Raw genomic sequence first — 19,573 nt, forward strand, 5'->3', positions numbered from 1 at the left:
CATTAATATGTATAAGGAACTGGATACACTTTTAACAGATTTTCAAGATGCAGATAATTACTGGTATGACGTTGGTTGTTTAACCGCTGAGAAATTAATTACAATGTTTAAACAGAAAGATTGGAATGAGTTATCAGATGACCTTTTGACAAAATCTCTAGGTTGGCAAAAAAAATTGGCTTATTGTTTAGGTGATGACTCCAATTTCGAAGAGTTAAAAATTTTATTAACTCTAGCGAGAGTTGAGGATGCGGATTTATTTGAAGTCTGTATTGATTCTTTAAGGAGTTTTACCAGTGAAGAAAATAAACGAATAATATGTGAGAATCGTTCCATTATAGAAAAAGTAAAGGAAGTTATACCTGGAGCTGGAGTAGTATCAAGAGAAATATTTCATGACTTTCTTGATAATATAGATCAAACAAATCAATAAACAATAAACGAAATATAAACTTATAATGTTATATGGCGGAAGCTGAGAACATTCGTCTTGTCCGTAATAAAAGTCCCTCGAATGATTTACATGCTTTGAAGTACTTGAATTTTATAACCTAAATAACGCTATACTGTTACACCAAACAGGTCGATTATGGTCAGATACTCTCCATGATCGATCTATTTTTTTGTTATCTTCGTGTTCTAATAGTTTTTAAAGTAATCTAACATTAATTAGAATTGGGACAAGATATCTATAAACAAGTATATACGACGTTATCAGCCACAGATACACACTACAAATGTGAAAATGGAATACGATACTGAATATAACATTTCGAATGATATTGCATTTTACAGGAGGAGTAAACATGGAGGAATGGGATTATAACGAATTAATTGAATATGTTTCTGAGGTTTTTGATAATTCAATTGACGATGGTCTGAATGCTCTGCAAGCAGGAGGACGATGTTTATATGAGTTTGCTAACGTGATTGAGGAGGGGGATACCGAGAAGACTATATTTTATATTAGTGTAGCTCATCTACAAATGAATAGTGGAGTTTTATCTGCTCGAATCTATGAAGAAGTTAATAATATCGTTAAGTCTTTTGATATTGATAACTTTGTTGATGTGTTAGGAACTAATGATGCTAAAGATTTAAGTCTTCGTATCGAATCACTTAAAACAAAGATACAGAGTGCTGAGATTATTGGTTAGTTTTATCTCACCTAGGTTGTGGAGCTATCCAGTAGCGCGACTAAACCCATGATTCGACCAACAACACATATAAACCATCTAATACCTTTATAAAGATTTCACCTAATTTGTTTGTGCGCACATGAATCCCATGATTTTACAAGTTGAGTAAGGTTTTTTATTCAGCATTAAATGGAGGCACTATATTTGTACAAGGAACTAAATAACCTATTATCTGCTGATACAACAGTAGATTCCTGGTATGATGATGGCTGTGTCATTGCAAACGAGATACTTGAGGATTTTACCCCAAGTGATTGGGATGAATTATCTAATCAAGTACCAAACAAACCAGTAGAATGGCAAAAAAAATTAGCATATTGTTTAGACAATGAGTGCAATATGTATGAACTTAATATTTTAATATCATTGCTGAGCACTAATGATGTTGAATTGTTCGAGATATGTATTGACACACTAAGAAGTTTTACAACTCAAGAAAGTAAGGAAATGATATTAGATAATCCTATAATACTACAACGTGTTAATAACATTTTATTGCATACTTCGAGCTTACCCGTGAAAAGTATGCTTCAAGATTTCCTTTCAAAAATACATACATAAATTTGCGTCATTTGCCACCTTGATTCAGGAAGTGAGAATCTGAAAGTCTATATTAAATAAATAGCAGAAGTTGAACGGAGAGCCTTTGAAGGCCTCCGTTTTTTTGCGTGCAATTAAGATTCTCTAAGCCTTTAGAGTATGCACGGCAGGTTCATTGAAAAATACCATGACAACGTGAGAGCAAACTCCTTCTGTAGACCGACACCAATATACATCGGCTGAGGGAAGTGATTTTTCTTAATTGCTATATGATGGAAAACAGTGGAATGAAGTCGGTTAGAGTACTACCCCTTTAAAAGTCAGCGATGCAATACCAAATAGAAGTTTAAAACAAGGAGATGTAAGAATTGAAAACGTTAATCGAATTCAAAAACGTGACAAAAGAGTACAGAGTAGGCGAGGTGAGTATTAAGGCGCTTGCTGGTGTTGATTTTTCGATATCAGAAGGAGAGTTCGTCGTTATATTAGGTGCCAGTGGGGCTGGTAAAAGTACGATCCTGAATATCCTTGGTGGGATGGATACAGCTTCTTCCGGTCAGGTACTCGTTGGCGGTCAAGAAATCACAAGCTTGGGAGAGAAGAAATTAACGGTCTATCGCGGTGAGAAAGTTGGCTTTGTATTTCAATTCTATAACTTAATTCCGAATTTAAACGCGCTGGAGAATGTTGAGTTTGCCACAGAAGTATGTAGGAATCACCTGGATGCGAAAGATATTTTACATAAAGTTGGACTCACGGATCGGATCAGAAACTTCCCTTCCCAGCTCTCTGGAGGAGAACAGCAAAGGGTTGCGATCGCAAGAGCTGTTGCCAAGAATCCTCTGCTACTACTCTGTGACGAACCTACGGGTGCTTTGGATTATGTGACAGGCAAGTCTGTCCTAAAGCTTCTTCAAGATCTGAACAAAGACACGAAAAAATGCGTCGTGCTCGTCACACATAATTCCGCCATTGCGCCGATGGCAGATAAAGTGATCAAGGTTAAAAGCGGGAGGATCGAAAGCATCACCATAAATGAGAAGAAACAAAGTGTTGAAGGGATTGAGTGGTGATGTCGAGATTAATCTTGAAATTGTTCAGGGATATGCGGCAATCGGTCGGACAATTTGTAGCTTTTGTTCTGGTGATCGCCGTCGGGGCTTTTTTCTATGCGGGACTAGATACGTTAAGTGATGATCTTAGCGAGTATTCGAAGGCTTATTATAAAGAACATAATTTAAGTGACTTGAATGTATATTACAGCCAAATCTCCAAGCAGGACGTGGAGAGCTTAAGTAAGATCCAAGGTATAAACAAAATCGAGGAACGGTACACCTTGGAGGCGGAGCAAGTTTTTGAAGATACGAAAGCTACAATAAAGCTACATTCGATCCCTGAGATCAATGAGATTAATACGTCTGCGATCATGGAGGGCAGGATTCCGTCTCAAAATAATGAAATCTTGCTAGATTACCATTATGCCAATGAGCATCAGTATCAGGTCGGTGATCATATTCAGATGCGTGTGAGTAACAACCAGATGACGTTCACCATTAGTGGCTTGGCTATGAATGTGGAATATGTCAAAAAGAACGCAACCCAAGATCACAAAACGTCCGGTTTTGCTTATATCCAAGAAGGCGCTCTGCCTGAAATCATCGGTGGCCTTACCTATAATGAGATCATGATTGATGCGGTGGACGGTTACGATGTTAACAAGTTAGGTCAAACCATCGAAGCACAGTCCAAAGGCCTCTCCTATATAAACCTAGTAAGCAAAGAGCGAACGTTCAATTATATTCAATTACAACAAATGTTCTATAACAACAAAGTCATGAGCAATGTTGTGCCACTGGTCCTCTTCATCATCACAGCCGTGATTCTTTTCCTTACAATGTCGCGTATTATTGATTCGCAACGTAATCAAGTAGGGATCATGAAGGCGTTGGGTGTGAAGGACAGAAAAATTTTGCTTCATTATATGGGGTATCCGGTGCTGGTGGGGATCATGGGCTCCATTCTCGGTTATATCATTGCTGCGAATCTATTCATCCCCATGATCGCAGCGAAGAGTGCAGTATCCACTTCTCTCCCTGATGTTGTCTTCTCCCTGTCCTTACCTTCCATCATTGTACCCATCTTCTTCTCAAGTGCGTTCGGCATTGTGGCTTGTTACTTGAGTGCCAGACCTATCTTACGAGAACGTGCGGCTATGGCGATGCGTCCGAAACCACCGAAGAAGACAAAGAAGCTGCTCATCGAGCGAGCTACGGGATTTTGGAATTATATTTCCTACAGCAACAAGATCATTTTAAGAAATATATTCTTGAATAAACCTAAAGCATTAGCGAGCTCCTTTGGTGTCATGGTGAGTACCGTGTTACTGATTACTGCTTTTGGTACGCAGATGGGCCTGATGCAAGTAGCTTCCCAGATTGAAAAAGTGAACACCTATGATTTAAAAGTCGAGTATAGAAGCGGAACTGACCTCGAGACCGTACAACTGCCCAGCGGTATTGAAAGTAGTTACGATCTATCCACCTTTCCCGTGGAGCTCATCATAGTGGAAGATAACGAGAATGCCACGTTAGTTGTTACGGATAAAGAAAACACGCTTATTCATTTCATGGATGAAAAGGAAAAAAGGGTCGCTTTGAACGAGAATGGTGTGCTAGTTCCTAAATCGTATGCCGACAAATATCGGATCGCAGAAGGGGATCTCATCAGAATTAAGTTCACTGACCCAGCGTTGGCTAATACAACCGTCGATATGAAGGTTGCACATATATCCATCCAGTATTCGAATCCGTCTTTTTACATTACACCAGCGTATCTAGAGAGCTTTGACATCGATAATAATCCAACAATGCTATTAGTGGAAGCGAGTAATCCAGCGGACCTTACAACCGTTCGTCATTTCTTCGAGCAAGATCAACAAGTGGAGACTATTGCAGATAAAACGGATTTAAAGAGATCCGCGGAGTATATGATGAAGCAAAATAGCTTTGTGTTTATCTTGTTTATTATTAGTGCTATTGTTTTGTCCTTCGGAACCATCTATACGATATCCTCCATCAACATTTATGAAAGAAATCGTGAGCTGGCGACACTAAAGGTACTAGGTTATCCCAAGCATAAAATAAACCGACTCATCTTCTCAGAAAATATGATCTTGACCACCTTCGCGGTTGTTGTAGCGTTGCCGATTGGTGCCTATATGTATACCCTAGCTGTCCAGGCCATGGCAAGCGCCCATCAGCAAATACCGAGTCAGGTAAATCTGCCTGTTATTGTGATATCTGTTGTTATGGCGTTTGTGCTTACTGTAATTTCGAGCATGTTGCTTCGGAGGAAGGTGGGGCGGGTTGATTTGATTGGGGCTTTGAAGGGAGTGGAGTGAGGGACGGAAGCCCCTCTTTTTTTGTTGTAATATCCAGCTTCTATAATGCTTATGAATTACTTTTATGGTTAAATATTACTTATATAATAATGAGAGATTACTAATGATATTGAAAAACAAAAAAAGATAACTGATGAGGGGAACAATGGCCACTATTAAAGTTACTCCAGAACATCTACAAGAGGTATCCAAGCAATTTTTCAATACCAAAATAGTAGTTGATAATATGAATGCCCATTTAATATCTCAAATTTCAGATATGGTAGAGTCTTGGGAAGGAACTACAAAACAACGCTTTTATTATGAGTTTCATACAGCTAAAAAGGCTATGGAAAACTTCTCATTTTTAATGGGTTCAATTTCTCAACAATTAAAGGAGCATGCCGAAAAATTTAGATTAGCGGATGAATCTCAAAATGGCATACTGGATTCTAGGTGTTTACCACCACCTCCCAACTCCTGTACGGCTCCTTCACAAGACACGCCAAATGCCCTTGAGAAGTCTTGGGACAGCTTGAAACAGTTGGGTACCGATATTAAATCGGGTTTTGACGAGCGGTACGAGAGAAAGTTTGACTCATTTTGGTCATTTCTAGACTTTGCCTCTGCAGGTATTCCTAAAGGGGCTTATCAAGATTATGTGGAGAGGGCAAACCATTTGTTTGACTCTCCCAACGACTTTTTTAATGGTATGACATTTGGTGTGCATGGTGCCATTAGAGAATCTATCTTTCCTACTAACGCTTGGTCCACGGAACATATGGCCAACCTTATTGGAACGGTTAGTCTCGTCAGCGGGGGCATTACTGCGAAGGGATTCATTAAACCTAAGAATGTAGTGGAAGGTTCAGTTAAAATCGAAGGCGCTAGTGAAATAAGACAAATCTCCTCGGATGGTATTAGAAATGAACTCCCATTAACTGAATTTCAACAAAAAGAGCTCATGGAATACACAAGAACTCTTAGTTTTCCAGAACAAAATATTATTCTAAGCAGATCTGGATTTTATGATGAATGGAATACAGGAATGATGTATGATCGGTTTATTATAAATACAGATGTACTGCCTGCGGAGCATACAGGAATAGGTACTCTAAGTGCAAATTCCCGAGTTACCGGCAGAGCGACAGTGGCACATGAAATTGTAGGTCATTATGAAGCATACCAAGCAGGAAGAGCATTTGAATTATATGGACTTGAAGGTGACACATTTAAAATCAACTTCGCTCTTGACGAAGCGCAGGCTAGTATTAGAGCGGCTAGGTTTGCACCCGAATTAACATCAACGGAAAGAATGACGCTGCTCAGAGATGCAATTACTAGGTTGCATAATGGTGGTCTAAAGTGGCGAGATGTAAAAGATCAATTATATATCAATGAAAGATAAAGGAGGTTTAGATAGATGGATAAAATTATGACGGTTAGCCTCGCATTTGATCACAAGGAAGAGGGAACGATCTTAGTAGGCATAAATCCAGAACTTGATTCCTTAACCTATCCCGAAATTGAAGCGATGATAGGTGAACGGATAGTCTTAAAAAGTGATAGTGATGAAACAATACATAGAGTTCAATCAATACAAATCTCAACTTCAATGGCTAATAAGAAGAACATAGGTATTTGTATTGGAAAGAATGTAGCGGCCAAGGATATTCAAGTGGGTTCGGTTGTGTATAGAGTTAAAGAGAGTGGTTAATGGTTGTCTATATGAGTCAGATGCATCTCCAACATACAAATGAGATTTATACTATATCAATCATGTTTGAACAGACAGATAACAGAGTGATTACAATAACCTGTAACATTGACTGATAAAAAATAGAGCCACCCAAGAGAAGGGTGACTCTATTTTTACTTAAAGGGGGAGTAGAGCTTCTAACTTGATTCAGCCCGAATTCCTAGTGATAAAGCCATCAACAATAAATTAAGACTCAGTCAAATACCCATAAAGCTTGCTCTCTACCGAACGCTCCAGTATCAGATTCATATGTACAACAGATATGGAGTCCCCATTTTTATCGAGCATGGAACCTTGGACGGCACTATTTCGATCCGGGTGTGCTTTCCCCAGATAATAAAACTCAGTTCCTTCTGCGTCGTCCTTTTTAACGAATACATGAAGATCGATCATTCGACGATCTGCCTCAATAATGGTTCTAACTTCTTCAGATTCAAGTGTTCTTCTACTTCTTGTTGACCACTTCAAAACTTCGGAATTAACAAATTCCTCTTGATAATTTGTACTTGCTTCGACCTCATCATGTTTGTGATAGGTTACAAAGATCGGGCAGGTGTGATGTTTCGTTTTATATCCGTACATGGTCGAGCTTTCATCGCTATGCCAATTCAATAGTTTGCAGGAATCCTTACGGGAATACTTTTTGTATAGAGTTAGTTGCTCGTTACATACATACTGTTCACTAATGCGAGATGCAGTCTGTATAATGTCTGAGAACAAATCCTTGAAATAAGAGTTGTTCTGCAAGGAATTGGTCATCGCTGGATGAAACGAAAATTGCTTATTCTGCGTGAACACAACGACTGGGGTGTCTCCATATTTCTTCCGCGTGGGTTCTGTGAAGAAGGTCATGTCAAGAACGCGTTTGACCGAGTCAATCGTTTCGGTATCAGTTGAGCAACCATGTTCCTTAAGAGCATATACATACTCCTCGTAGGATACTTTCTCTCTGTTAAATAACAGCTCAAGTAGTACGATCTCATGTCGACGCTTCCCATTTAGAACTTCAGCAGATAACATGACGACATATTTTTGTTCTTGTTCGGATAAGTGCGGGACACTCTCTTTGATTCTCTGTAAAAAGTGATAATAACTAGCGTGTTCATCAGTAAAAATCAGTGGATCAATTGAATCATTCTCAGTGTAATCCATTAATCGGGGTATACGATTTAGCCGATTTTTAAGCTGAAAATAAGATTCTCTAAGTATCTTTAATGCTGTTAAATTGCTGTTGCTAATCGAACGGAAGATCTGTTGTCTTGCAACCTCTTCGAAATTGATTGTTGAGACGCCTTTAATATAACTTGTGTCTTTCATATGTCGGCGGATGTTATCTTTGTTCTGAGACTTATCTCCTGATAGGGCTACCGGTATCAAATAATTGTTTTTATAGTTACCAATAAAATCGATAATGGTGACAAATTCCTTGTCTGAATGTTTACGCAGACCACGTCCTAACTGTTGAACAAACACAATGCTCGACTGTGTCTGTCTCAGCATTACGACTTGATTAATACAAGGAATGTCGATCCCTTCATTAAAAATATCTACTGTCAGGATATAGTCCAATTGACCAGCTTCAAGATCAGTTACACAGCGAATACGTTCTTCTTGACTATCATCGCCCGTTAAAGCCACGGTTCGGTAGCCTCTGACATTAAGGATATCAGATAGTTGAATTGCTTCTTCCTTACGACTACAGAAGATTAAGCCCTTTACAGCTTCGCCGGAATAACCATAATATTCGATTTTCTCAATTAAATAAGAAACTCGTTCATTAGCAACCAGCTGAGAGAGCATCGTCGTATCGTCGATTGTTTGGCCGTTGTATTCAAAATCAGTGACTCCAAAATAGTGAAAAGGGCATAGCATATCTTCTTCTAAAGCTTCTTGCAGACGAATCTCGTAAGCGATATTGTAATCGAACAATTCATAGATGTTAAAATCGTCGGTCCGTTCTGGCGTTGCAGTCATGCCGAGTAGAAATTTAGGCTTGAAATAATCAATCATTTTAAGATAAGAAGTGGCTCCTGCTTTATGAACTTCGTCTATTAGGATATAGTCAAACGATTCGGGATCAAAACCTGTTAGAGTTGTGCTTTTAGAAATTGTCTGAATTGTGGAGAATAGATATTTGGCATCCATATCTCTACTGGTGCCGGATAATATACCATAATCACTATCCTTACCGCCAATGATTCGCTGATAATCGATAATAGCCTTTTGCAGGATCTGCTCTCGGTGCACAATAAATAGCATTCGGTCAGGTGCAAAGTTTCTTACGTCGAAAGCAGAGAGATAGGTTTTTCCTGTGCCTGTAGCCGATATGACCAAGCCTCTATGTTCTCCTGACCTGCGTAGATCCTTCAGGTTCCTTAACGCACTCTGCTGCATTTTATTAGGAGAGATTGAACTGAAGAGTGTCTGAGGAACCTCTGGAATCATCGGCAGCACATTATGATTCTTTTGATTTGCCTTTTGGACCTCTTCATATAAAATTTGATAGGCGTCGATCCATTTATCTGTTAATGGGATAGCCTTGTTCCAAACCTTTTCAAATTCGCTTTGAAACTGTTCCAGAAGTCCTCCATGTTTAAAAGAGGTTAGCTTCACATTCCATTCGTAGTTGGACTTTAATGCTGCAGCTGTTAGGTTAGAGCTTCCCATAATGATGGTGGAATATCCTTCATGCTTAAAGACGTATCCCTTCGCATGAAAGCCATTTAGATCCGTCAACCGAACTTCAACATTTGTGATCTTCAGCAGCTCTTTATAAATTTTTGGTTGGTTGAAGTTTAGATAATTGGAAGTAAGAATTTTACCTGTTATTCCACGCATCTTTAAATCAGCCAGATGAGACTTGAGCGTGGCTAGTCCACTCTCTGTTATAAATGCAACGGAGAAAATAAAGGATCGACAGTGATCCAGTTCCTCCAATAAAGGAGTAAGCACATAATTACTGGTCTCTGAGTTGTTAACCAAAAGCTTAGGCTTGTACTTGTCCAAAGATTCTTGCTCATGATTAATGAATGCCCAGCTTAAGGAATTATTTAAATGCTGAATAGGATTTTCCATTTTATTTGATCAGCTTCTCCTGAATTTTAGTAACAGCAGGGATATCAGCAGGTGCCCAATCCAAAGACATCAACTCATCCGGTGATAGCCAAGAGATCGCAATATGTTCAGTCAATGTGGGCTTTCCGTTGATCAGATGACAATAGAATGTAGTTAGATGGACAAAGCCAAAGTCATATTCATATACAGTGGTTTCGATCGCTTCTCCAATCTCAATGGTGCAATCCATTTCTTCGTCGATCTCACGCTTTAATGCAGCTTGAGGTGTTTCGCCTTCCTCAATTTTCCCACCTGGAAATTCCCATTTGTATGCTAATGTTTTCGTAGCTCCGCGCTGCGCGCACAAAACCTTACCGTCTTCGATGATTACAGCTCCAACGACGTGAATATGCTTCTTCATTTAATAGTTACCTCCGGTCATGCATTCTGATATTTAGTGAATTCTGCAATTAATCTTATTCTATTATAGTTTTGGGGATTTGGGCTATAAATTGCTGAAAGGTAAAGGAGTTCATGACATAAAAGTTATATACAAGTTTCGATCTATACATACTTCAACTTCATTAGCTAATTAGAAGAATATAGGGAGTGCAATCGGGAAGGATGTAAATTCGCAGGATATTCGAGTTGGTTCGGTAGTATATGCGATGAATGTGGACTTCAAATAACTATGATGTGTGCATGTAATGTAGTCCTGTTCATTCCCTTACCTGTGATAGAATATGATTACACAATTAACTATGTAAAGGATGAGACACCATGCCAGTTTACAATAAATTAGTTCGTGATTTTATTCCTCAAGTAATTAATTCGACTGGAAAACAATGTCGCACACGTATCTTGGATGAAGAAGAGTATAAGAAAGAACTGAATATAAAGCTGAAGGAAGAGTCAGAAGAATACCATACCGCTCAGAATTCAAATGAATCTTTAGAAGAGCTTGCAGATATGTTAGAGGTTATCCGGGCCTTGGCTAATGTACATGGCGCATCTTGGGAAGAACTTGAAGAAGTGAGGAAAAAGAAAGCGGAGAAACGTGGTGGATTTCAGGATCGGGTGTATCTAATCGATGTCGATAACAACGCTTAATGTCAAGCTGATTACAGAGAATCTAGCGGACGATTTAATCACTGCAATGCGGAATGCTTCCGGAATATATATTATGACTTCCTTTGTGATGCAATCAGGAGTACGCTTATTGGCGCCTCATTTAAAGGAAGCTGTAGAACGGGGAACTGAGGTGAAGCTTCTCGCTGGAGATTATTTGTTCGTTACGCAGCCTGAAGGACTTCAAGCATTACGTGATATTGACCCTAGACTTGAGGTGCGATTATGGCGGAGTATGGGTACGTCATTTCACCCCAAGGCTTATTTATTTGATAACGAAAATGGTGAAGGACTACTCATTGTGGGCTCATCTAACTTCTCAATGTCTGCTATGAGAATGGGGATGGAATGGAACTTAGCAATGAATGCCAAAGCGGAGCCGTATACATTCCAAGTAGCTTTAGAGAAGTTTATGCAGAACTTCTATCACGATTCTACATTGCCACTCAATGACCATACGATCTCTTTATATGATGAAGAGTACCGGATGTACCATCGTAATAATCCGGAGCTAATCCGGATGATAACGGAAATGGAAGAGAACGAATATCGTACAGAAAGCATCGGTGATTCTGTAGAAGAATCAGATCAGGAAGATGAACAAACGTCTATATTTCCTCGTTTCGCTCAAATCGATGCTCTGGATGCGCTAGAGAGAACATTAGAAGAAGAATATGACAAAGCCATGGTTGTTATGGCTACGGGTCTCGGAAAAACTTATCTAGCGGGCTTTTTTGCTCAGCGCTTTAAACGTGTGCTATTCGTAGCGCACCGTGAAGAAATACTCTATCAAGCTAAGCGATCATTTCAACGTATTATGCCGGATAGAACTTTAGGTATCTTTAATGGATCAAAGAAAGAGGGAGACGCTGATTGTGTGTTTGCTTCAATATACACGCTTGGAATGAAGAAGCATCGTGAATCTTTCTCACCAGGCAGCTTTGAGCTTATTGTAGTAGATGAATTCCACCATGCAGCAGCGGCATCCTATCAGTCACTTATTCAATACTTTCAACCGAAATTTCTACTTGGTATAACAGCTACACCAGATCGAATGGATGGAAAGGATGTATATGCTCTGTGCGATGGTAACGTCGCATATCAGATCCATTTCATTGAGGCTATTCGACGGGGCTGGTTGTCTCCGTTTCGATATTTTGGTGTGTATGATGATACGGATTATTCATCCATCCGCTGGCTTGGAACACATTATGATGATGAACAGTTGGCTGCAGCTCAGTTAAGACAGACGCTAGCTGACAAGATCTATGAAGCATGGAACGAGAATAAGCAGACACGGACAATTGGTTTCTGCTCATCAATTCGACAAGCTGATTTTTTGGCGAGATATTTTCAAGACAGAGGAGTAGCAGCAGTTAGTCTTCACTCTGGAACCATAGGCATTACGAGAGAAGAGGCAATAAGCAGCCTAACAGGCGGAGATTTAGAGGTCATATTTACGGTTGATTTGTTTAATGAAGGTGTGGATATTCCAAGTGTGGATACGCTGCTATTTGTCCGTCCAACAGAATCCCTAACAGTATTTACACAGCAGGTTGGTAGAGGTCTGAGACTATCGGAGCTGAAGACGCACTGCACAATCATTGATTTAATAGGGAATTATCGAAATGCAGATGTGAAGCTTCGTTTATTCGCAAAAGATGGGGAAGTTAAGAGAACGGCAAAAGATACAATCATTCCATCAGTTCCGGAAGGATGTGAACTTCATCTAGAGACGTCGGTCATTAATCTCCTTGATGAATTAAGTCGTAAAAGGCTACCTCATCGCGAACGTTTGCATCGTTCATTCCTAGATCTCAAGAATGAGCTCGGTCGAATTCCTACATACCTAGAACTACACCTCTATGGAAAATCTAACAGTTGGGAATATCGGAACGAATTTGGTTCATATATTGGATTTCTATATTGGGCGGAATGCTTATCGAAGGAAGAAGAAGAGGTATACCATCAGTATGAATCTTGGATTTGTGATGTCGAGAAGACCGCCATGAGCAAGAGTTATAAAATGATTGTTCTTCTTTATATGCTTGAACGTGGGTCTGAGCACTGGATTGAGTCGGTTACCTCTCGGGAGGTTGCGCCGTTCTTTCACGGATATCTTATGAAAAAAGAATATCGGAGGAGAATTGACTTCTCCGATAAGGATTCGAAGCGACTTTGGGAGTATAACGAGTCCGGAATTAGCCAACTCATTGAACGGATGCCCATGACGAAATGGGGAGCGGCTAAAGGAAGTATGACTCGTTTTGAGAATGGCGTGTTTAGTTTAAGGTTTGAGACTAATTCCGACCATCGTTCTATTTTGTATCACTGGACAAAGGAGATTTGTCTTTATAGATTACATCATCACTTTGAACGTAAAGAGAAGAATGCAGGAGTCTTTAAATCATAATGAGTGAAAAGGTCAACACCTCGTATGCCGAATTGTCAGTGGTTTGTATGAGAGAGCAAGGATGAGAGAATCGATCTAATTCTCCAATTCCCCCTCATACCCCTCTATTAAAACCGAAGCCTTAACATGAAGCGCTCTTGCTAATGCAGTAATCGTTAGCAACGTAGGCGCTTTTTCTCCGTTCTCAAGTTCACTAATGTAAGACCGATCGACGCGGGAGTAAAGGCTCAACTCATCTTGGGTGAGCTTTTTTCCTTTGCGGATTTTTCGAAGAGCTCTGCCGAAGGCAAGTAACTCTATGGATTTATCATTATGATTCGTCACGTTATAACCCCTTAATGGATAGTTAGATTCATCTTATGCGGCAGACTGCTTTGACCAAGGTGCGATTTTTCTTCTTACCCAATGCTCTCAAGAATATATGAATCTATGTCTACATCTCTTAGACAAAAAATTTCTTCACGTCAGTTTACTGCTATGCACCAGAGCCCTAGAATCCATGCTAAACGCTTTATATATAAAGCAGGAGAGAAGGCCGCTTAGTACAAATATTTTGCTAGATGATATAATTAGGATGTATTCTGAAAAATCATTGATGAACGTTGAAACGTTGATATTCATCCAATCTGTATCCTTTTTATCACAAGAGATCTCTTTAATTAGTAAAATGCAGCCTTCACATTTAATAGACTTGATCAAGAGAGTGGATGACCATCTTCTTCAGATATCCAGCCAACTAGAAATGCCCTACGAAACATACCAGTCAGTTTTTAAATAATAAAGCTGCCCATCATCTTTTCTCAATGACTTCGACTTAACTCCAGAATTCCGTTCCACAATCCATTCATAATAATCAGTTCTTCAAAAATAGCCTCCAAGGCTCGCTATCTAAAGCAGCCTGGAGGCTATTTTCACTCAGCTTCTTTTTTCAGCTGATTAATATGTTTTTGATAGAATAGAGTCGAAAAGATGGTGATAACTGCAGCTAATAAGAAGAGCCAAGTTGATAGAATACCCCATTCTCCCTTCACGAACGAATTTCTTATGAACAGAAAGAGGGAAAGTAGTAACAGAATGAAGTGCGCATCTCGTTGTGGCTTATAGTATGTAATTTTATCTTCAATCGTAGTATGTGATGCAAATGGTCTATCGTCATGGTGTCTCTCGATAATGAAGAGCTTTTTATTCTTCGTGATGACGCGATATCCAAAGTCCCTTAAAGTCCTCGTATATCGTTCTAACTCGCCATTCGATTTATGCCCCGCAAAATCAATGTAATATTCATATTGGTTAGGTTCACATTCCTCAAATTCAAACCATAGCTTGCCTGTTCTGCTTAAACGATACCCTTTTGCCGACATCGTGTTCAACCATCTTTGCTCCGATTCTATGAATCCGCCAAAATAACGTATGTATTTTTTACTCATGCCCTAGGCCCCTCCGTAATTTAATGAGCAATTGTGATGACTTCCCTCAAATACTATTAGTGTATCATTAACGTTGATAGACTAACAATTAGATCATAAGGATGGTTTGTCATCAAGATAAACCGTTTTATTTACACTGGGGCTTGAGAAACTTAAACTCTATGTAAACTTGATATAATAAGCGTCTGGACAGATGAGTAAATGAACTCATTCGTTCAGTCTGTTTTTTTATTATCCGGATTTTTTCGCGACAAGGGAACCGGATACTGCATATTGTAGTCTTATTGTTTGAGGTGAATGAATTGGAAGTGGATTTGAATTATTTACAGTATACAAGTGAGATGGACAATCTCTCATTAGAAGAAGTGATGGATCAGTATGGAACGGACGTATGGAATTATGCTTACTTTTTAACCAAGGATACGGAGATGGCCGATGATATTTCGCAGGAGGTATTCATTAAATGCTACAAGAGTATTGGGAGTTTTAGGGGGAAAAGTACACTCAAGACTTGGCTTCTTACGATCACTAGGAACACAACATTCTCATACCGAAGGTCGCGTTATTTTCGTTCCAGGAGCTTTGTGGAATTACTTCGTTTGCAAGATTCACAGACGTTAATGGATCAACGTTCAAGTGCTGCTTCTGCAGAGAGTGAATACATATCACGTGAACATGTTAATGAAATATGGGATGTCATTATGCAGCTGCCTGACAAGTTGCGCGAGGTACTGGTGCTAGATTTGAAGTTCGAGATGTCAGTGAAAGAGATTAGTGAATTAATGGGAATCGCAGGAGGAACCGTCAAATCGAGACTTTCCAGGGCTAGAAAGAAAGTGCAGACAATGCTGAGGGGGTTGGAGTGATGAATGAAACAAGACCACAGTGGTATGAAAAAGCCAAAGAAGGACCGTTTGAGAAAAAAGGATTTACAGCTAGTCATAAGCAAGCAGTCATGATAAAAATTCATGAGAGTAAATCATCCTCATCTAGGTCTAGATATACAGATGGCAACCGTAAAAGAATGTACTGGGGATTCGCTACAGTGGCCATATTAGCTTTAGTGGCAGCTGGTTGGTTGTGGAATTCAGAACGATTGAACACGAATCCAACATATCAGGCTCAGAGTATATTGACAGAGGTTCCTCCAACGGGTGTGACAGAAGCGGTATGGAACACAGCCAGATCAGCAATGCATGAAGTGGTAGGTAAAGAAATGAAGTTTGAGCGTAGTGAGAAGCTGGACAATAACGAAATGTTACTGACATTCCGCGGCGAAGGTGATGATTTTGCGAATTTATGGATAGACGTAGCTTCAAACGAATTGGTGAGAACCATTTCCACAGCGGACTTGCCTAAAGAATCTGTAGCTTCATTTGGTGAAAAAGCAGAAATGGAATTGAAAAAGCTCGGTTATAAAGGACAATTTGATTACTCCGTAGGACGTCATGTACTGTACAAAATGGATAGCGATACTCAGAATAAGGTTCTTACATCACTTAAAAGTGAGGATGCCAAAGTGGATTTTTCCAATGGTGAACTGGAGTCGGTTTGGTTATCTAAAAGTATGGATGATATTCCATTAGAAGTGGAAGAGGCATCGAGTGCTGCACTCAAAAAGCTTCGCGGTATAGAAGAGCTTCCTCCATTGACGGAATCGTTCCAAATTAAGTATATCAGCCGTGGTCATCATGTTCTTGAATTGCATTATGGTGAAGATACCATTGTCTATTACGAACTCAATCAAAAAGAAATCATTCAAGTTAGTGATTGGTCTTTAAAGGGAACAGCTAAGAGCAGCACTTATGTTAAGGATAAAAATACAGCTAAGAAACAAGCGGCTCCTTTAATTAATAATATATTAGGGGTAGATGTTAGGGATTACAGAGTGACCGTTGACAATAAAAATCCAGGCAGTTACCTGTTTGTAAAGGAAGGCGAGCCGTCGATTGAGGTAGCTTATAATGCCAAAAAGTATGTTTATAGTATCACTAAACATATTTCTGAAGATTGAATGGAATGAATCTCTCAAAAGATTAATGTTAAAATAGAATCAATATACGCAGTTATGGAGGTATTGTCATTGATCATTCAACTAGGTAATTTTGAAGTGAATTCCGGACAATTGGTTGTTGCAGATCCTTGTTATGAATTGGATACGAACATTATCATCATGGGTGTACTGGAATCTGCTGTTAGTGGAAACTGGACTGCGGAAGTGGAGAAGGTGGAGATTCCGGACTGGGGTGAAGCCAACGCTAAGCTGACGGCTTATCATCATTCCGTTGTTGATCAAGGGGCATTCCTGGAGTGGATCAAGTGTCCTTTTGTGGCTGGGGTGGATAGCGGGCAGGCTGGGATTTTTGACATTAATCATTACCGAGTTCCTGATGTGGACGGTCCTGATGTTAATGCCGATACGGACAGTGACTGGTATCTTGCCTGCTGCGATATCACCGAGAATGGGGAAGAAGCGGGTGTCCTGACTGGTGGCGTTGTATCTCGTACGGGTGTGGGTGACGGCGCTTATGGCGTGTATAAGGCAGTGAATGCCCAGGGTCAGGTGGTTGGTGTGAAGATCGTGTTTATTAAGAGCTAGCCTAGTGCTAAGTAAACTGAATAAAAGCAAGCGCAAACGGCCATAGGAGGAAACTCTTTAATGGTCGTTTTTTGTGTGCAATAGTTCTTCTGAACCATGAATTGGATAAAAAGTTCGAATCTTTATGCATGTAAAGTCCAATTCTCTCAATATGCAGGACTCTGGCATCTTACACATACCCTAAAATATGGATAAAATAAGTAACCAATGAAATCGCCTGGAGAGGATGCGAATGTCTAGAATACTTGTTCCGCCGGAGGTTCTGATCCGAGTATCGGATGAAGCAGGAAGGGCTGCGGAAGAACTGGAAACAACCAAAAATCTTCTGGATCAGCAGATTACGTGGATGATGTCTTCATGGGATGGGACGACTCGGTCGCGGTTTTTCGAAGATTTTCAGCGGGCCCATGGAGAAATGAACAAAACGATTGAACATCTTAGAGTCACCAGCCAGGAATTGAAGACTATTGCTTTTCGTTTCATTCAAGCAGATGCGCGTATGGATTTATGGAATGCAGCATCTGCTGCCGGAAATGCAGAGTCCAAAAATTTCTGGGATCACGCGGGGGACTTCTGGGAAGGACTCCAGACTGGGGCGATGTCCATAGCGAATTCGGTAAAAGATACGGCCACCTCTCTGGTTGAAGATCCGGTTGGCACCGTGGGGGATATGGCCTATAATGCAACCATCGGAACGGTGGAGGAGATCGTCGATACCGCAGTCTGGGGAGGCAAAATGATCTTCGATGCGGATACCCGTGAAAAGTTCGCAGGGGACGTTGAGGACGCAGGAGGCACGTCCAATTATATCGGACAGCAGGCTGCCATGGTCCTGGGTGGCTTGGCCACGCGCCGGTTCGGCGTGAAGGGTAGCCCTCATCTTAAGCATGACTCGGGTGGAGATGGGGGGAAGAGTGTTGGGGGAAAGGAGAAATCTGGGGCGTTAAGCGAAGATTTAAGTCAGAACTTAGTGGATCATATTCTTAATAGACATTCGGTGGATAGTACAAAGAAACAGCTTCCGTATCTGCAAAAGAAAATGTCGGATGAACAAATCGATGAAATGTTAAGTAAAAAGACTTTTTTTAATAAAGAATGGTCAGATATTAAAATTGCTGAAGCCTCCTCGTTGGCTGTTAAGCAATTAAATCAACAGGGAATAACCGATGGATTACATACAGTGACTGTTTTTGATGAGCCGATTAAAGTGTATATTAGGAATGGGAATGTCGATTCTGTTTATGGAACAAATAGTTATACACTCAGCGATATACTAGATTAGGGGTGACTGAACATTTTTACTATTTCCTTTAAAGCATATGATAATTTTGATGATATTAAACAAATGTCAGCTGAACAGTTTGACCAGACAAAACAAGATATAGAAGGAATTATAGAATTAAATTTTAATGGTAATAAATACGGAATGTTCTTCGATGATTGTCCTTTTGGTGAGGAAAGGCTTATCAGGTGGTTTGTTGACTTATTATCAATCGCGATAAAATTAAAAGAGCATAATTATGTAGCGTACCGAATTCCAGATAGTGCAAACTTGTGGCTTGAATTTATTTTGCAGGGAAAAGAGCTGAGTGTGAGCCTGGTAGAGGATGTAGATCGAGAATCAATAATAGACTTATTCATATATAAACCATACAAGGAATTTAGATATTCGCAATGGACAGGAAGTATGATCAGCATAGGTTCTTTTATAGAAGAAATAATAATAAATGCAGTAAAGCTATTAGATTTTATATCCGTATTAAATCCTCAACTTTTAAAGAGCAAGAATGTTCATATACTAGACAATAAAGTACGTGAATTAAGTTTATAAAGTTTTATTTCATATATGATGACTGACTCGTAGTCCTGCACTAAAGTAACTTCATAATAGCAAACGTAAACGGCCATAACGCGTTGGATAATAAAAACTAATGGAGAAATAGAAATTATTTTCCTAGATAACATGTTGCAACCCTAATATTTATGGAGGTTAAACTATATGTTTAATGAAAAGGTGCGTTCGGTATTAGGGGCACGGGCGTTGCTTGATGATAACGACTTAGGCTTGAATAGTC

The 19,573-nt window shown here is 39.7% G+C and carries 18 protein-coding genes; 14 read left to right on the forward strand and 4 right to left on the reverse strand.

Going from position 1 to position 19,573, the window contains the following annotated elements; translation table 11 throughout:
- The first annotated feature begins 7 nt into the window (after positions 1-7).
- From ACK8P5_RS04815 to ACK8P5_RS04845, 7 genes are all read left to right on the forward strand, one after another.
- Positions 8-433, forward strand: a complete 426-nt coding sequence (locus tag ACK8P5_RS04815; RefSeq protein WP_422659850.1) for a hypothetical protein — start codon at positions 8-10, stop codon at positions 431-433.
- Between the two features lie 373 nt (positions 434-806).
- Positions 807-1,157, forward strand: a complete 351-nt coding sequence (locus tag ACK8P5_RS04820; RefSeq protein WP_422659851.1) for an Imm3 family immunity protein — start codon at positions 807-809, stop codon at positions 1,155-1,157.
- A 186-nt stretch (positions 1,158-1,343) separates the two neighbouring features.
- Positions 1,344-1,760: a hypothetical protein gene (locus ACK8P5_RS04825; RefSeq protein ID WP_422659852.1), complete on the forward strand. Its 417-nt coding sequence runs from the start codon at positions 1,344-1,346 to the stop codon at positions 1,758-1,760.
- Positions 1,761-2,107: 347 nt separating this feature from the next.
- Complete coding sequence (locus tag ACK8P5_RS04830) at positions 2,108-2,812, forward strand: ABC transporter ATP-binding protein (protein ID WP_422659853.1); 705 nt, start codon at positions 2,108-2,110, stop codon at positions 2,810-2,812.
- Positions 2,812-5,139: an ABC transporter permease gene (locus ACK8P5_RS04835; RefSeq protein WP_422659854.1), complete on the forward strand. Its 2,328-nt coding sequence runs from the start codon at positions 2,812-2,814 to the stop codon at positions 5,137-5,139. Before ACK8P5_RS04830 ends, ACK8P5_RS04835 begins: the two co-directional genes overlap by 1 nt.
- A 145-nt stretch (positions 5,140-5,284) precedes the next feature.
- Positions 5,285-6,526 (forward strand): WXG100 family type VII secretion target, encoded by a 1,242-nt coding sequence (locus ACK8P5_RS04840; RefSeq protein ID WP_422659855.1) that lies wholly within the window; start codon positions 5,285-5,287, stop codon positions 6,524-6,526.
- Positions 6,527-6,541: 15 nt separating this feature from the next.
- A complete protein-coding gene (locus ACK8P5_RS04845) occupies positions 6,542-6,835 on the forward strand; it encodes a hypothetical protein (RefSeq protein WP_422659856.1) in 294 nt (97 codons plus the stop codon).
- Between the two features lie 228 nt (positions 6,836-7,063).
- Here the strand turns inward: ACK8P5_RS04845 and ACK8P5_RS04850 are convergent, their stop codons facing one another.
- Both ACK8P5_RS04850 and ACK8P5_RS04855 read right to left on the reverse strand, forming a co-directional pair.
- Complete coding sequence (locus ACK8P5_RS04850; RefSeq protein WP_422659857.1) at positions 7,064-9,952, reverse strand: DUF3427 domain-containing protein; 2,889 nt, start codon at positions 9,950-9,952, stop codon at positions 7,064-7,066.
- Between the two features lies 1 nt (position 9,953).
- Complete coding sequence (locus ACK8P5_RS04855; protein WP_422659858.1) at positions 9,954-10,352, reverse strand: (deoxy)nucleoside triphosphate pyrophosphohydrolase; 399 nt, start codon at positions 10,350-10,352, stop codon at positions 9,954-9,956.
- Positions 10,353-10,711: 359 nt separating this feature from the next.
- On the opposite strand from ACK8P5_RS04855, the gene ACK8P5_RS04860 reads away from it, so the two are divergent.
- Entirely contained in the window at positions 10,712-11,041 is a 330-nt protein-coding gene (locus tag ACK8P5_RS04860) for a hypothetical protein (RefSeq protein WP_422659859.1), read from the forward strand.
- Complete coding sequence (locus ACK8P5_RS04865) at positions 11,022-13,472, forward strand: DEAD/DEAH box helicase family protein (protein WP_422659860.1); 2,451 nt, start codon at positions 11,022-11,024, stop codon at positions 13,470-13,472. The genes ACK8P5_RS04860 and ACK8P5_RS04865 overlap by 20 nt, the downstream gene beginning before the upstream one ends.
- Positions 13,473-13,547: 75 nt before the next feature.
- Here the strand turns inward: ACK8P5_RS04865 and ACK8P5_RS04870 are convergent, their stop codons facing one another.
- Together ACK8P5_RS04870 and ACK8P5_RS04875 are read right to left on the reverse strand one after the other, a co-directional pair.
- Positions 13,548-13,796, reverse strand: a complete 249-nt coding sequence (locus ACK8P5_RS04870; RefSeq protein ID WP_422659861.1) for a helix-turn-helix domain-containing protein — start codon at positions 13,794-13,796, stop codon at positions 13,548-13,550.
- A 587-nt stretch (positions 13,797-14,383) separates the two neighbouring features.
- Entirely contained in the window at positions 14,384-14,899 is a 516-nt protein-coding gene (locus ACK8P5_RS04875) for a DUF2812 domain-containing protein (RefSeq protein WP_422659862.1), read from the reverse strand.
- 341 nt (positions 14,900-15,240) lie between these two features.
- On the opposite strand from ACK8P5_RS04875, the gene ACK8P5_RS04880 reads away from it, so the two are divergent.
- The 5 genes from ACK8P5_RS04880 to ACK8P5_RS04900 all read left to right on the forward strand — a co-directional run bounded on the left by ACK8P5_RS04880 (position 15,241) and on the right by ACK8P5_RS04900 (position 19,329).
- Positions 15,241-15,765: an RNA polymerase sigma factor gene (locus ACK8P5_RS04880; RefSeq protein ID WP_422659863.1), complete on the forward strand. Its 525-nt coding sequence runs from the start codon at positions 15,241-15,243 to the stop codon at positions 15,763-15,765.
- Entirely contained in the window at positions 15,765-16,913 is a 1,149-nt protein-coding gene (locus ACK8P5_RS04885) for a hypothetical protein (protein WP_422659864.1), read from the forward strand. The genes ACK8P5_RS04880 and ACK8P5_RS04885 overlap by 1 nt, the downstream gene beginning before the upstream one ends.
- A 69-nt stretch (positions 16,914-16,982) precedes the next feature.
- Positions 16,983-17,498 (forward strand): hypothetical protein, encoded by a 516-nt coding sequence (locus ACK8P5_RS04890; RefSeq protein ID WP_422659865.1) that lies wholly within the window; start codon positions 16,983-16,985, stop codon positions 17,496-17,498.
- 232 nt (positions 17,499-17,730) lie between these two features.
- Complete coding sequence (locus tag ACK8P5_RS04895) at positions 17,731-18,780, forward strand: WXG100 family type VII secretion target (protein ID WP_422659866.1); 1,050 nt, start codon at positions 17,731-17,733, stop codon at positions 18,778-18,780.
- Between the two features lie 63 nt (positions 18,781-18,843).
- Positions 18,844-19,329, forward strand: coding sequence for a hypothetical protein (locus tag ACK8P5_RS04900; protein WP_422659867.1), 486 nt, complete (start codon positions 18,844-18,846; stop codon positions 19,327-19,329).
- Positions 19,330-19,573: the final 244 nt, after the last annotated feature.

The sequence above is a fragment of the Paenibacillus sp. EC2-1 genome (assembly GCF_049311625.1).
Classification (GTDB): Bacteria; Bacillota; Bacilli; order Paenibacillales; family Paenibacillaceae; genus Paenibacillus_AQ.